Origin of the sequence: Brevibacillus sp. BC25, from assembly GCF_000282075.1 — a bacterium.
In the GTDB taxonomy this organism is placed as follows: Bacteria; Bacillota; Bacilli; order Brevibacillales; family Brevibacillaceae; genus Brevibacillus.
The window spans coordinates 1-15,613 of record NZ_AKIX01000100.1 but is presented as its reverse complement, the minus strand read 5'-3'; the positions used below and the strand labels follow the sequence as shown (position 1 = coordinate 15,613).

The following is a 15,613-nucleotide window of genomic DNA, read 5'->3' as shown; positions in this document are numbered from 1 at the left end:
AAGCCATTTTTGATCCTTCTCTCAGACGGGGGAACAGATTTGCGGCAAAATGCGGGTGGCAGGAGTGTGGCAACATCCAACAAGGACGTAGAGACAGCTATCTCGAAAGCAAAAGAGCAAGGCTATCCGATCTATACGATTGGCCTCAATAGCGATGGCTCCGTCCAAAAGGATCAATTGAAAAAAATCACAGAGGCAACAGGTGGAACTTCCTTTGTCACACAAAGTACGGATGATCTGCCCGAAATCTTCAATCAGATTTTTGCCAAGCATATTCAATCGCAACTCGTGTCGGTAGCGGCCATAACAGCTACCGGGGGCTTGCAGGAAGTAACCGTGACCATTCCTAACTCCAGCATGCAGGAAGCGAACATCATCCTGTTGTCCAACAATCCGTTGCTGGAATCGCAAGTGTACTATCAATCGCAAAATGTGCATTTTATGAAATCTAAAAAATACTCGCTGATGAAAATAGAAAAGCCGAAGAAGGGAAACTATCTCGTTAAATTTAGAGGCAAACCCGGGGATTTGGTGAAAATCAATTTACTGGGGAATTACAGCTTGATGGCTGGTGTAGAGGTCAAGCCTGAACCAGTTATGAAGGGGAATCCTGCTACGTTTACTACCTATCTCCACCATCTGGAGGGTGGCAAACGACTGGATGACAAGGATGTGTACGCATCCATGCAAGCAGAACTGATCGTAAACGATCTCGCGGGGAAAAAAGAAGAAAAGATTCCGATGAAGAATCTTGGCGATAGCTTTACGGTCGACTACGTCTTCCCTCACACGGGCAAGTACGAGTGGAAAATCTTTATGAACGGCCCGGACTTTTATCGCGAGACGGCTTCGAGCGTTTTTGATATCACGAATATCGCGCCAGTTGCTGCCTCGGTCAATACCTTGACGATCGAGAAGGAAAACGGCGAGCAGGCTATCGATTTGGGTTCGTTCTTCACGGACGCCAATAACGACAAGCTTACCTATACCATCGTCACCGCTGATCCGGACGAAAGATTCGTCGCTACGATTCAAGACGCGGCATTGAAGCTTTCACCAGAGAAAAGTGGCACATCAGAAATCAGCATTACCGCCACGGATGCGGAAGGAGCAAGCGTCACAGGCCCGCTCGTCATTACCGTGCACTCGGTATGGGATCGCTACATCACCATCGGCATGATTGTGTTGCTCGTAGCTGCGATCGGTTACGGTGTTTACCTGCTTACACGTCCAAAGCCTGCCTTTGTGGGTCGTCTGGAGGGGTATTTCCTGCACACGGCAAGCGGTCACGACATCCCTGTCAAGTTTTGGCCTCTCGCCTCCTTTGGCAAGAAACAGCGGATCACGTTGCAGGAGCTGTTCACCAGTTTGGATGTGAATGAGCATTTGCCCGAAGCGCAGAAGATTTACTTCCAGCCAGGAAAAAATCAGACGCTGCTTCTGGTCAATCATAGTCACTGCACAGTTGAGCGGGGCAAGGAAACCATGCCCCGACATAAAAAGCTCGTCCTCCAATACAACGACAAGGTGTATGTGACCTTCGAAGATAGGATGACCGAGATCGAAATTCGCTTTAAGAAATCGTCTAGTGAGGAAGCTTCCTAAGAGAGAAGCTCGCCTTTCCTTTCCAAATCAGATGCTCTGCACGAATCGCTGTCGCAAACAGCTTGAGTGTGGGGCATCTTTTTTTCGAGTCGACGGCCAATCCCCACATAATGACATTCGCCAGCAGCATCGGAACCTCAGGGTTGATCGTTCGAATCGGTGGCAAGCGATCCTCAATCACTCTTGCCGCCACATCAACGGGACGCTCTTTGGTCAGACAGTAATACAGCGTGGCAGCCAGGCTGTAAATATCCGAGAATACTCCTTGCTTGGATTGACCCGAGTAAAACTCAAGCGGTGAATATCCTTCTGTCGTCACAATCGGCTTGGGTTCATCCTTCTCGAAGTAAATCGCGGAGCCAAAATCGATCAGCACAGGCTGGCCAACTTCGGTGATTAAGATGTTTTTGGGCTTGATATCTCGATGAATGATGCCTTTTTTGTGTAAATAGTCTAATCCGTCAAATACCGGAAGTATCGTCTGATACAAAAATGCTCCCAGATCAAGCTCGGCTTGGGCTAATACATACGCATCCAGTGTCTTCCCTTTGCAATAGTCCACAACGAGATAACCTGTGCCATTTTCGGCAAAATGGTCGATGTATCCGATAATAGTTGGATGATTCAGTTCTTTGTGTAGGGACGCCTCTTGCCAAAAGCTATCTAGCAGCATGTCGAATTTGGTTTGTAACGATGGTCTGCGACAAATGACCTTCACGTGATCCAAATCTCGCATCGCCAATGCTTGAGGGAAAAACTCTTTGAGAATGAGTGTCCGCTTGCTTTTCATATGGTAGACCACATACACATTCGATAGCTCACTTGTGGAAATGGTCTTTTTGATCCGATAAGCTTTTTGCAAGATCGTGCCTTTTTTCAGACCTCTTTCCCGCTCTACCTGTCCCATGTCATGGCCTCCCCTATCTTTCCTCTCAAAAAATGATAACGAAAGATGGGGGATTATGGCAATATAAAGAAAAAGTATGGAGAGGGGAATGATTGATCATGGCACATTTGGAGTCGTTGCTTCACGTACAAGTTCCCGTGAAAAATTTGGAAGAGGCCATTGTCTGGTACTGCAATCACCTTGGCTTTTCCTTACAGGCGCGGTATCGTACTTCCGCTTTTCTTGCCCTGTCAGCGGGGCCCACATTGATGATATGGGAAACGGATGAGCAGACGTCCACAACCTTTACCGTTGATCATCAACCCATGCCTGTCTTTTTGTACACCACTTCCGATGTGCATGCACTTCATGATTATTTGCTGGCCCATGAAGTCTCGATTACCCACTACCAAAACGATGGCTTCGGATGGGTGCTCAAGTTTTTTGACCCGAGCGGAAACATGTGGGGAGTCATTCAGAAGAACATATTCAAATCATAACTTGTGAGGATTTTTCACAGCTTTTCTTTTGATGTTGCCGCTGATCCCATAAGTACTGGCCGTGCTGATAGAACGGAAGCGCGATAAAGGTCAACAGCATGAGGATGGCGAAGATGAGCGGCCCTTGTCCAAAACCGAGTACCTGGAGCAACACCCCGCCGATCCAGGCACAAACACTCTGTCCAAGGAAGGCAAAGCCGCTGGCACCGTAATACGCTCCACGTAAATGCTGGGGAGCGATCTCCCCGATCAGGATATCTCCGACGACAAAGCACAAGATTTCGCCGATCGTAAATACCACCATCGATACGGAGAGCCAGAACAAATTCGTAAATAGCCCGAAACCGAACAGCCCCAGTCCAAACAATAGACAGCCCAGCTTCAATGCGGTCATCGATGAGTACCGCTTCATAAATTTGGCGAGCGGATATTGAAGTGCTAAAACCGAGATGGTATTCACTACAAATAAAAAGGAATACGCTTCTATTCGATCATGCCCAATGTACTGCGAGAGTGTGGTGTCCAGATGTGAGTAGGCACCAGCGACGAACAAATTCCCGAGCAACAAGTAAAGAAATACTTTGTCTGTAAAAACAATGCGTGCCATCTGATTCATGGTGACCGGCTCAGCAGCCACGTCCTTCTTCAGCCGTTCCTTGAACATGACCATAAATACCACCAGTATGGCTGCGTACACAGCAAAAATGATGGCTGTGACTAGGAACGGCAACAAGGATGTGCTTCCTGCACCTAGCTGCAAGCCGATTAACGGACCGATTGCTCCACCCAAGTTGATCGCGAAATACCTGGCATTGAAAACAGCTGCCCGCTGCTCATCCGACGTGACATCCGCCAGCAGGGCGCGGGCTGTCGGCTCAAATACGTTTCGAAAAAGGCCATTACAGGCACTTAAAACAAAGAACATCCACGTCTCCGTCGCAAAAACGTATCCGATCAAGACGATGCTCCAAGCTCCCATCGCAGTAATCATCACAGGATATCTGCCCAATCGATCTGATAGTGCTCCCCCAGCAAAGCTGCTAATCGTTCCGACCAGCAAGCTGAGTGCGAGGATCGAGCCAACGATCGCCGGATCAATTCCTTTTACCTTTCCTAAATAAATGCCCAAAAACGGAAGCGTCATAAAAAAGCCTGTGCGTGACAAAAACGTTCCGATAATGACACCCCATGCCACCGGATGAAATCTCATTCTCCCCATCTCTCTTTCCCATTCCCGTTTGTTATCTCTCGTGTTATCTTCAGTATATGGAACTAGAAAAAGGGGAAAAAGGGTTCGATTTGATTGAATCCGATCACCTTTTCGAGCATGCATTTTTATCTGAGAAATGGGGGCCAGCATGGTTACCGTTCTGCATTTTTTAGAGCTTCGTTCGTCTTTTCATCAAGAAGAAATCGGGAAACCGTTCCCTGTCACCATCGAAAAGCTGGCTGGGATTTGGCACTGTACGCCTCGCTACGCCAAGCTGATTGTCCGTAAGCTAGTCGAGCTGGATTGGGTCGAATGGAAGGCGGGACTCGGGCGAGGGAATGTCTCGGTCATGACGATTCATGCTGATTCCGATGAAATCCTCTTCGTCGAGGTCAAGCTGCAAATAGACAAGGGCGACGTCAAAGAAGCGATGGAGCTCATGAATCGCTACGGCAAAACAGCCGTCAAAGACCAGATCATGGATTGGCTCTCGGAAGAAATGGGCTTCTCCAGCCACTCAGTATCGAACCGGTCCCAAGACATCATCCGCTTTCCGGTGTACCGCACGATTGTGACGCTGGACCCCGGTCTGGTTTACTACCACTTCGATGCGCATCTGGCAGGACAAATTTTCAATACGCTCGTCCATTATGATCCGAATAGTCGTTCGATTTTACCTTCCATCGCCCACTCGTGGGAAAGCAGTCCCGATGCCACAGCATGGACCTTTTATTTGAAAAAGAACGTGCTGTTTCACCATGGACGGGAACTGACTGCTCATGATGTTGTTTTTTCTCTGAATCGGCTTCGCTTGCATCCAGACACGTATGAAGCAAGCTGGATGTTTCGTGACATAGATCAGCTCATCGCCATTGATGACAGAACCGTGCGCATCCTGCTAAAAGAATCAAATTACTTGTTGCTACGGCTGCTGGCGACGATTCCTGCTAGCATTGTTCCCGAGGAAATCGTGCGCAATGATGAGGGTGGCTTCGGAGAAAAGCCAATTGGAACGGGGCCATTTCAACTGGTCCGTCTTGACGAGGGGATCTGTATTTTGGAGGCATTTCCTGCTCATTTTCTGGGAAGACCGCAGCTGGATCGTGTGGAAATCTTGATCTTCCCCGAGCTGGACATGGGCCGCCTAAAAGAACCAAATTGGGCGTCTGTGATGGTGTCGCACGGGGTCCAGACGAAAGCACAAGCATTGAAGGAAGCAGTCATTCAGGATGGTCAGGACTGGTGCGATACGGAGGCGTTTTTTTCCTGTTGTAATTTGCTTGTTTTTAACCAGTGGAAGAGCGGGCCGCACAATCATTTCAAGTTTCGTCAGGCGCTTGATAAACTGATTGATCGGGATCAAATGATTGCCGACTTGGGCGGTGATCGCATCTATCCGGCGAAAGGCTTCCGCACGTATCACCCTGTTTTAAGGGAGGTAAGAGCGAGAGAGAACAAGCAGCTCTGCCATACTGAAATCATGTCCCTGCTACAGGAAAGCGACTATCAGGGAGAAACATTGCGTCTCGTGACCACAGCCTATCATGAAGAAGACGCGCTATGGATTCAACAACGATGCGCCGATTATGGCATTAATCTGGAAGTCGCCGTGAGAGAACCATGGGAATTTTCGAATCGCGATTGCTTGCCCGAACATGACTGCCAGCTGTACGGCAATGTGTTTAGCAGCGATCAAATTAGCGAGTTGGAGATGTATTTGCAAAGAAATTACCTTCTCCCCGCATTTGATGAATCATTGGCTTTGGCCATCAACAAGGAGATTTGCTTGACGTTTCAGGAGCCAGACCGGCTTGCTCGGGAACACCATCTCGCCAGGATCGAAGCCATGATCAAGGAAAACCATGCTGTCTTGTATCTGGTTCAGAAAAAGACCTTTACGTCGTTCCACAAGTCTCTACGAGGCGTGTCGATCAATTCGTCGGGCTGGCTGGACTTTCATAAAATATGGTTTCAACCGGATGCGTTGCAGCAGCAGTTGTAACGAGACGGAGCTGTCGTGGAGGAAGAAGTGCATTTCCAGTCTACGCTTCGGCCTCCGCCCCACAAGGGGTATCACCGTCCGCTTCGGAAAAAATGGCGGGAGCGCTTCAAACGTAGAAGTTTCGAGGAAGTAGTCCATGAGTGAAGCTGAAATTCCCCGCCATTTTTTCCTACGCTGGGGCGGGCTCCAGAGGCGCTTGGACTGGAAATGCACTTCTTCCCACGCGGCTTTTTGTTCATAACATTTTGAAAGGTCATCCAGGAAGGTGATCGTTAAGGGATTGTTATGAAAGCCACCCTGAGTTGATCTTTAAATCGGGGTAATACTCGAAGAAGCCAAAAGCTGTACGGAAGCCCTGCCGCATGTTTGGAAGGAGACCGCCCGAACGAAGTGAGGATATAGGCGACTGGAAAACATGTGGCAGGGCTTCTCCCCGACCACAACCGTTCGGGGACATCTTTATTCTTTCATGCTAAAAAAAGCAATCCAAGAGCGACCTTGGACTGCTTTTTTCTATTAAGAAACTATTTTGACTGGTGATAGACTTCTTTACCCGCAACGTACGTCATGGTCACGTCAAATTGTGAATTCAATACCGTAATATCTGCATCATACCCTGCCGCCAGACGTCCTTTACACTCGCCAAAGCCAAGGATGCTTGCTGGTGTAAGAGAAGCCATTTCCACTGCATCTGGCAAAGAGACGCCGCTCAACGTCACCATATTGCCGACCGCTCGATTCAGCGTCAAAATGCTTCCGGCAAGCGTCCCATCAGCGAGCTTCGCCTGATTGTCTTGAACGTGAACCTCTTGCCCACCAAGGTCGTACGTCCCTTCGCCCATCGCGGCTGCCCGCATGGAATCGCTGACGAGCGCGAGCCGTTCAGCCGTTTTGACCCGATACAAAATCTTCATGACTGCTGGATGTACATGGATGCCATCTGCGATCAGCTCTGTGCTCAACTGCTCATGATACATCGCGGCGCCCACTACGCCCGGCTCTCGATGATGCAGCCCTGTCATAGCATTGAAGCAATGTGTAAAATGGCGCACGCCCGCATCTACCGCTTCCGTCGCCTGGGCGAACGTAGCTCCTGTATGTCCAGCAGACACGATGACATCGCGTTCTTTTAACCAAGCAATCGCTTCAAGTGCTTCCGGTTGTTCAGGCGCAATCGTCACGACCTTGATCAGACCTTCTGATAGTCCGTAAAGCTTTTGCACTGCATCGAGCTTGGGTATCGCAATGTTTTCTTCTTTTTGCGCTCCCTTGTAACGAGGATTGATCCATGGACCTTCCAGATGGATGCCGATCGCTTGTGCCCCCGGAAGCCCTTCCCTGCTGTTCTGCGCGATGTTTACCAGCACCTGCTCCAATTGATCATAAGGAGCCGTCATCGTCGTCGCCAAAAAAGACGTCACCCCATGCCGTGCAAGTGCAGCCGAGATGGCCTGAAGTGATTCCGGCGTCCCGTCCATCGTGTCGTATCCGTCAATCCCATGCATGTGCATATCGACGAATCCAGGGCAAATCCAGCCATCCTCTACTATCACCACATGATCTGGCAAAGCTTTTCCATACTCATCTGCCTTGCCAGCATAGGTGATCGTTCCATTTCCCACGACTACGAGACCATTATGCAATTCCTGTCCATCTGCGACAAGGTTCCCTTTGAGAGCGTATTCCTGGTTCAATTTGATTTCCTCCGTCTTTAACGTGGCTTTCTTTGCGCGTTTATTCTACTGGGGTTGCCCCAGATTGCTGCAAATCCTCGTCGTCTCCGCTGCCAGCTTTTCAACGAGCTCACTCGCGCTAATTTCCTGGCTGAGTGGAGCTGCCTGTCCCGCCCACATCGACATGTACGCACTTTGCTGCTGCTTGCCCGCAGCGGCTCGAATGTCTTTGGTCAGGGCATTTTGTACCGGATAAGCCGGGAGCTCGGGATCAAGTGGGGCGAGTGTTGTCATAAACTCATTTTGAATGCCCCTTGCCCATTTTCCAGAGAACGCACGTGTCATCACGATAGACTCTTCACGCGTTGCCAGAATGGCTTTCTTGTGCAGGGCATGTGCTCCGCTCTCCTTGCACGTCAGAAAAGCCGTTCCGAGCTGTGCCGCCTGTGCCCCGAGCGCGAGTGCTGCTGCGATCCCCCGCCCATCCATGATCCCTCCAGCCGCGATTACGGGAATCCTGACCCGATCCACGATTTGCGGGACGAGCGCCATTGTTCCAATCATATTGCTTGGCGAATCCGGCAAAAAGGACCCACGGTGCCCGCCTGCTTCGCTTCCTTGGGCGGCAATCATATCGACTCCGCTCACTTCCAATGCAATCGCTTCGCGAACGGTTGTCGCTGTTCCGATGACAGTGATTCCCCGCTGCTTCAACTCTGCCATCAAGCGATGATCCAGAACACCAAAGGTAAAGCTGAAAACGGCGGGCTGTTCCTCCAAGACGACAGCCATCTGCTCAGCAAACGGCTCTGTAAATTGCTTTACCTGCGGATTGTGCGGGATGCCCAATCGATCTCGCACATCATTCATTGCCTGTGCAACGTCTTCTGCGATCGGCTGGTCGGCATCGAAATCTTCGGGAATAAACAGATTCACGCCAAACGGTTTGTCCGTTAGCGCCCGAATGGACTTGATCGCCTCACGAATCTGCTCAGGAGACATATACGCCGCACCGAGCGTTCCGAGTCCCCCTGCTTCTGAGACAGCGGCTACCAGCGCAGGTGTGGTCGCTCCCCCTGCCATTGGCGCCTGAATAATCGGCCATTTCAAATGTAAACGGGAAGTGATAGGATTGTTTGTCCACATGGTTATTCCACTCCTCTATATTTGTTTACTCGTTGATTGGTCGTCGCTCTGAATCCATTCAAGAAACTGAGCCAACACCCGGGCGGTTAACCCCCAGATGACACGCCCTTCCATCTCGTAAAACAAATGCTCGACTGTCCCTGTTCGCCACGGATATCGCTTGCCACCCGGGATCAGATGATAAGGAAAATCCTCTTCGGGCTCGGTCATGACAGAGGAAAGATACTTCGCTGGCTGTGTTGCCAATAGACGATCAAGTGGAAGGATAAAGACCTCTCCGACCTCGTCTGGATTCGGCTTCATCTCTGGAATTCCTTCCACGTATCCAATAAAGGGCGTAATGATAGAGGAGCCTGGCCCAATCACCTGATCGAGCTCGCCTACATAATGAATCCGATCAAGTGGAATACCCAGCTCCTCGCTTGTTTCCCGAGCAGCCGTCGCCCAACGGGATTCGTCACTCTTCTCAGCTCGCCCTCCCGGAAAACAAACCTCATTCGCCTGTCGCCGCATGGTGCTAGCTCTTTTTTCAAATAAAATGCCTAGCTGGTTGTCAGCCATTTTGACGAGCGGGAGCAAGACACTGTATGCCCCGCTCGTCCCTTGGTCACGTTCTTGCAATCTCTTAGAAATCTCCTTGATGGCAGGAGCAAGGGAATCCGCCCCTGAATCCTGTGGCAAGTACTCGGAGACCTCGATTAAATTATGGTCCGGATCACGCAAATACACCGAACGAATGGGCCCGATGGCGCCCGTTTTTTCAACAGGTCCTTCCACCATATGGACGCCGCATGCATGAATATGCTGGATGACTTGCTCCAGTGGAAGCGATGTGACAAGACACAGATCAGCGGAGCCTGCGACTGGATGCATCGCTTTTGGCTCCCATTCTTGTCCAGATTGATGCAAATTGATTTTTTGCTGGCCGAAGTGCAGGGCCTTCCTGCCGTCGCCAAAGGTTACAGCCTTCATTCCCAGGACTTTTTCGTAAAAGTGACAGGTTGCTTCGATGTCTTTTACCGTCAAAACCAAGTGGTCTAATCGATCGATCATATGCCTTTACTCCTTCTCGTCCCGATACATGCTCATGCTGTTATTATAACAAACACAAGGCGGTTGCTTCTTCTCCCCATTGTCCTCCAACATTTCCCTCTTTTCAATTCCCAAATTGCCTGTTCCCCCACTTCACCCTATACAAAAACAAGCGCTTCCCTCGTACCTAGACGGGAAAACGCTCGCCAAATCCACAATTTGCGAAACTATGCTTTTGAACGTGCCAGCAAGTACAAGAAATACGGAGCACCGATAACGGCTACAACGATACCAGTCGGAATCTCTGACGGCTGCATGATCCAGCGTCCGATAGTATCAGCCACGATGACCAATAGCGCGCCCGTCAGCGCTGATGTAGGCAAAAGCATCTCATGCTTTGGCCCCACTAGTCTGCGGGCCAAATGCGGACCGATCAACCCGACAAAACCGATGCCTCCACTCACTGCCACGCAGGAAGCGGCAAGCCCGACTGCAGCAGCCAGCAGCTTCAATTGCTCTTTGCCAACGGGTGCACCCAAGCCTTTTGCCAACTCTTCTCCCAAATTGAGCACGTTCATCACACGTGCTTTGCAAAAAACATAAGGGATTAAAATAGCGATCCAAGGCAGCAACGAAAGAACGAACTTCCAGTTGGTCCCCCAGATACTACCGGCGAGCCAAGTCGCCACAAACTGGTACTTGTCCGGACTCAGCTTCAGCGTCAAGACGATCATCGCAGCACTCATCCCAGCCGCCACTGCAATTCCCGTCAAAATAATACGGGTCGGAGACAATCCCTTGTGTCTTTTATAAGATAATGCGAAGATCAGCCCTGCTGTCACGCTGGCTCCAATCAAAGCCAACACTGGCAGTAAAAAAACAGGTGCCGCAGACGTTGATGGATAAAACGAAATGAACAGCATCACCATCAAGCCAGCACCAGCGTTGATCCCTAAAATACCGGGTTCAGCCAATGCATTGCGGGAAATCCCTTGTATAATACATCCGGATACGGCAAGTCCTGCCCCAATCAGGAGGGAAATAACAATCCGCGGCAAGCGGAATTCAAACAAGATCAAGCTTTGTTTGTCTGTTCCAGAACCGATCAGCGTCATCAGCAGATCGCTTGGTGACAATCGTATATAGCCTGTATTCATACTGATAATAAACGCGATAAAAATGAGGATAGCGAGTATCATCATAACCGCAAAGGCTCTATTTCTTTTGCGGGCTTGGTAATGGGAAACAATATGCTGCATAACTACATCTCCCTTCTTTCTTTACGCGCCAAGTAAAGGAAGAACGGTACACCGATTAGCGCAATAAGTGCCCCTAACGGCGTCTCATACGGTGGATTTACCATTCTTGCTGCCAAATCAGCGAAAACGACGAGCAAGCTGCCCAAAATGGCTGAGCAAGGAATGATCCATCGGTAATCGACCCCAACCAAAAAGCGGGTCAAATGCGGAACGATCAACCCAACAAAACCTACTACCCCAACAACGGCGACTGCTGATCCAGCCAAAATCAAAACGATGATCATGCCTGCCAGTTTCACTAACGCCGTGCGCTGCCCCAATCCTTTCGCAACATCTTCTCCAAGACTGAGCATCGTGATGGAACGCGACAACATCATGGCACCAATAAGCGCTGCGAGAATCCACGGGAACATGACTTCGAGCTGAAACCATTTGGTTCCCGCCACACCGCCTGCATACCAGAAGGCCAAATCTTGTCCAATTTTAAAGTAAAGAGCAATCCCTTCGCTTAACGCAGACAATAGTGCGGTCAATGCAGCACCCGCCAAAACGAGGCGCACCGGAGTCAAGCCGCCTTTTGCCAAGGAACCAATCCCGTAAACCATACCTGCCCCGACGCCAGCACCCAAAAAGCTGTAGAGAATCAGGTACATGAACGGCAGACCCGGGAAAAAAGCGAAGCAGAGAGCCAAAACAAATCCGGCACCTGCGTTCAGACCAAGCAATCCGGAATCCGCCAGCGGGTTGCGTGTCATCCCTTGCATGATGGCACCTGCAACAGCGAGGCTGGCTCCGACCATTGCACCGCCGAGCAGACGCGGCAAACGAATCTCCTGAATAATTTGGTGTTGTGTAATATCAGGATTAAATTGAAAAATAGCTTCCCATACGACAGCAAAGTGGATGTCGGCTGCTCCAAATGACACAGACAAAAACATCCCCAGTATTAATGCGAAAACTCCGCCGGTCAAAATTAGCGTCGCTGCCCAAGGGCGAGAGCGAAACGCAACCGACTTTCCGTTATTCCCCTCTTTCAGAGAATGTGCGTGTTGACTCATACGTGCCACCTTTTTTTCGTTAGTATGGAGCTGAGTTGTTTTTGATGATATTGATTCTTATTATCATAATAGAATTTTAGGCGATGTATGAAAACAGTGTCAATGGACAAACGCGCTGCAAAGAGACGGTCATGACTGTTTCTTTGTACATTTACGCTAATACATTCAAGACATCATCGACCTTTTTTCCGTTGGCGATCACACCGTGATTCATCCAGGTCATGAAATCCACCTGATATGCCCGCTTGTTTTGGACAGCAGGAAGCGCTTGCCACACGGGATGGTCGAGCTGTAGCTGTTCGGCATCTGGTTTTCCCTGATGCCATTTGTCAAAGGCGAAAAAAATGTGATCGGCATCCAGTGTTGACAACTCTTCCCAAGATACCCCTTCTCTCACCTGCTTGGCAAATTGTTTTTTTACCAGCGGGGCTGGCTCCATTTCCAAATCTTGAAACAACACCTGCGATGTGTAGTTTTTCTCTACGAGGATTTGATCGGCCGAGATGCGCAAGAAGGCTACCTTCTGCCCTTTGAGACTGCGTCCCATTCCATTTTTGGCAGCTCTTACTTTTTGTTCATACTGCTCGATTGACCACTCTGCCAATTCACTTCTGCCCAACCGATCACCGAGGGTGCGCAATGTTTTTCGCCACTCAGGACCAAACTGCCGAATTACGCATGTAAGGGCGATCCGTGTACATTTGGCATACACATCCGCCTTCCAGCCTGTACACTCCCGAAGCATAATGACATCTGGGGCACGACTGGACAAGAGCTGCACGTCATCTGTCAGCACATCGTACGCCGGTACATCATGTAGGTCCAAATAGTCCTGCTGCCCCCAATATGTATGCGCCCATTGAACGACGGGTCGAATGCCAAGGGCTAGCAAATAATCCTCCATATAAAGAGAGACGACTCGTAAATCATCCCGATGAATGTTGCGATATTTTCCTGGCGCGATGCCTACACTCTGCTTAAAACGACGATTGAAATAATACTCGCTGTTGAATCCGACATTTTGGGCAATCTCGTTGATCCGATCACCTGTCATGAGCAGTAGCTGCTTCGCCTGATTCATCCGCAGATGATGGATGTAATCAAGTGGTAGTTGTCCCGTCATTTCTTTAAAGAGCTGTGTATATCGCCAACGTGCAACATGCGCTTCCTCTGCCAACTGCTCTACAGTCAGCTGCTCCTGGTAATGCTCCTCTACATACGCAATCGAACGTTCAACAGCTCGCCTCGGGTCCAAACTAGTTTTGCCTGGCACATTTTGCTGGGCCAAAACGCATAGCAATTCCTCAAACCGCACGTGATTATAAAATCGTTGCAGCGCCTCCGTCGCATCGCGATGCTTGTAAATCTCCGCAATCGATTCAACGACACGTGAAAAAGGCGTGCAGGTCAACTCCCCCATACAGAAAAAATCCTCGGTAGCTTGTTCCTTCGTCGGATCTCCCGTGTGGACGACACGAAAAGTCAGATAATAATAGTCGAGAACGTGATTCGTGCAACTGATCCGAACGTTCTGACGCGGTGCTGCAATCCAGCAACGCTCCCGCGTGAACCGATATGTCGATGATTCGATTTCAATGAGCCCTTCTCCGTCTGTTGCTACAATCATCGTGTAGTCTTCCAGCTCTTGATATTCCTGCCATCTTTCCACATTTACTTTTTGGATGGCTGTCATTGCGAAAAATGATGGTGGAGATAGCTTGGCCCCGGATGCTTCGTTATTCATCTCCCTCACCCTTCTCTTGAGAATGATTATCATTTAATATTATAATGAGTAAACATCCCGACGACAAGCTCCACAAATAAAAAAGAAAGCGCATCAACAGAAATGACGCGCTTTCTCAACTGAATTCGATTACTTTACAAACGCTTTGACCAAGTCGTCTGCCTTCTTCATATTGGCCAGCATGGCACCGGATTGCCAATGTGTCCGCTCCATTGGGTAGATATGACCTTTTTTCACAGCAGGAACAGATTTCCAGATTGGGCTCTCCAAAATCTTGAGCGCATCCTTGTTTTCTTCGGAAGTCCACGTGCCGTTCGACGGGAACACAATGATATGGTCTGCATCGATAGCCGGGATGGCTTCTTCTGATAATACCACGTGCGTTTCTTGATTTTTGGCAGCTGAATACGGCGTAAGTCCCAACTCCTTATAGAGCATGCCTGTGTAAACATTGCCATCTCCGAAGAGGGCCAAATTCGGCTTATTGCCCACGTTCAAACGAATGACGGCCACCGTTTCGTTGCCAATCGCCTTTTCAAGCTTTGCCTTGGTATCCGCAATTTTCTCATTATACTTTTGGATCGCTTCGTCTGCTTTTTCTGGAACACCTAGCACCTCGGCGATTTTCTTGAGTCTTCCAATCGTGTCGTTACGGAGTTCATCCGGCAGCTTGTACGTAGGAGCTACCTTGCTGAATTCCTCGTATTTCTTGGGATCAGCGTAGCCATCCACAATGATGATATCTGGATTGGCTGCAAGTAACGCTTCAATACTTCCCGTAATATCAAAAAGCGGCACGTCCAGACCGAGGTAATCCTGTTTGCCCCACGCCGGGTGATACCACTGGACAACCGGGGTTACACCCAGTGCTGTCAAGAAGTCCTCCTGATAAATCGCCGCTACCCGTTCTGGTTTTACCGGAATTTCTACATCGCCATAGGCGTCTTTAACCACTTTGGTTTTCGCAGTTGTGTTCTCTTTCGATGCTGGTTGCTCTGTCGATGCTTTCTGCTCAGTGGATGTTGGCTCCGCTGCTTTTTCTGCACACGCAGTTAACACGAGCATCATGATCAATAATAATGCCATCCATGCCAGTCCTGCATTTCGAACCGTTCTTACCATCTTTTTACCCTCTCTCGCATCATCTGTTGATGATTATCGAATTGATACTCATTCTCACTATTTGCATCCTGATCATATGTGTTTCCTCGCCATCTGACAATGCATTTTCTCCATTATTTTTTGTCCAAACTCCACAACTGTCCGTGTGAAATCCTTCCCTTTGTACAAAATCAATGATGGCTTTCTGACGTTTGTCCATTGAGCTGCTAAACTATATATGATAATGATTATCATTGAAAGCAAGCAGATTCAAACGACTACTGGAGGAAAATGGAAATGAAACACATGCACAACATAAGTGGAACACTAGGAATCTTCATACTGACTGGCAGCTTGCTCATGGGATGCAGTCCATCCGCTTCGCAAGCAACTACCG

General features: G+C 49.3%; 12 protein-coding genes. 3 read left to right on the top strand and 9 right to left on the bottom strand.

Features of this window, described 5'->3' with window-relative positions:
- The coding region (locus tag PMI05_RS23060; RefSeq protein WP_007727047.1) for a VWA domain-containing protein at positions 1-1,605 on the top strand (1,605 nt) is incomplete at its 5' end.
- On the opposite strand, the gene PMI05_RS23055 is transcribed toward PMI05_RS23060, so the two are convergent.
- The gene (locus tag PMI05_RS23055; protein WP_007727043.1) at positions 1,586-2,512 is read right to left on the bottom strand and encodes a serine/threonine-protein kinase; all 927 of its coding nucleotides are present in this window, start codon (positions 2,510-2,512) and stop codon (positions 1,586-1,588) included. The two genes, PMI05_RS23060 and PMI05_RS23055, sit on opposite strands and share 20 nt — an antisense overlap.
- A gap of 98 nt (positions 2,513-2,610) precedes the next feature.
- Between PMI05_RS23055 and PMI05_RS23050 the strand changes: the two genes are divergently transcribed.
- The gene (locus PMI05_RS23050; RefSeq protein ID WP_007727041.1) at positions 2,611-2,991 is read left to right on the top strand and encodes a VOC family protein; all 381 of its coding nucleotides are present in this window, start codon (positions 2,611-2,613) and stop codon (positions 2,989-2,991) included.
- On the opposite strand, the gene PMI05_RS23045 is transcribed toward PMI05_RS23050, so the two are convergent.
- On the bottom strand, positions 2,981-4,201 hold the full coding sequence (locus PMI05_RS23045) for an MFS transporter (RefSeq protein WP_007727040.1): 1,221 nt from the start codon (positions 4,199-4,201) through the stop codon (positions 2,981-2,983). The two genes, PMI05_RS23050 and PMI05_RS23045, sit on opposite strands and share 11 nt — an antisense overlap.
- 148 nt (positions 4,202-4,349) lie before the next feature.
- On the opposite strand from PMI05_RS23045, the gene PMI05_RS23040 reads away from it, so the two are divergent.
- Positions 4,350-6,203: an SgrR family transcriptional regulator gene (locus PMI05_RS23040; protein ID WP_007727033.1), complete on the top strand. Its 1,854-nt coding sequence runs from the start codon at positions 4,350-4,352 to the stop codon at positions 6,201-6,203.
- A gap of 524 nt (positions 6,204-6,727) precedes the next feature.
- Here the strand turns inward: PMI05_RS23040 and nagA are convergent.
- The 7 genes from nagA to PMI05_RS23005 form a co-directional block, all read right to left on the bottom strand.
- Positions 6,728-7,897, bottom strand: coding sequence for an N-acetylglucosamine-6-phosphate deacetylase (nagA, locus tag PMI05_RS23035; protein WP_007727031.1), 1,170 nt, complete (start codon positions 7,895-7,897; stop codon positions 6,728-6,730).
- Between the two features lie 45 nt (positions 7,898-7,942).
- Positions 7,943-9,022, bottom strand: a complete 1,080-nt coding sequence (locus PMI05_RS23030) for a nitronate monooxygenase family protein (RefSeq protein ID WP_007727022.1) — start codon at positions 9,020-9,022, stop codon at positions 7,943-7,945.
- Positions 9,023-9,037: 15 nt separating this feature from the next.
- On the bottom strand, positions 9,038-10,075 hold the full coding sequence (locus PMI05_RS23025) for an NUDIX domain-containing protein (RefSeq protein WP_007727021.1): 1,038 nt from the start codon (positions 10,073-10,075) through the stop codon (positions 9,038-9,040).
- Between the two features lie 206 nt (positions 10,076-10,281).
- Entirely contained in the window at positions 10,282-11,313 is a 1,032-nt protein-coding gene (locus PMI05_RS23020) for an iron ABC transporter permease (protein WP_007727019.1), read from the bottom strand.
- Between the two features lie 2 nt (positions 11,314-11,315).
- The gene (locus PMI05_RS23015) at positions 11,316-12,371 is read right to left on the bottom strand and encodes an iron ABC transporter permease (RefSeq protein ID WP_007727017.1); all 1,056 of its coding nucleotides are present in this window, start codon (positions 12,369-12,371) and stop codon (positions 11,316-11,318) included.
- A gap of 151 nt (positions 12,372-12,522) precedes the next feature.
- Positions 12,523-14,115, bottom strand: coding sequence for an AraC family transcriptional regulator (locus PMI05_RS23010; RefSeq protein ID WP_007727015.1), 1,593 nt, complete (start codon positions 14,113-14,115; stop codon positions 12,523-12,525).
- Between the two features lie 129 nt (positions 14,116-14,244).
- The gene (locus tag PMI05_RS23005; protein ID WP_007727014.1) at positions 14,245-15,237 is read right to left on the bottom strand and encodes an ABC transporter substrate-binding protein; all 993 of its coding nucleotides are present in this window, start codon (positions 15,235-15,237) and stop codon (positions 14,245-14,247) included.
- Between the last annotated feature and the right edge of the window lie 376 nt (positions 15,238-15,613).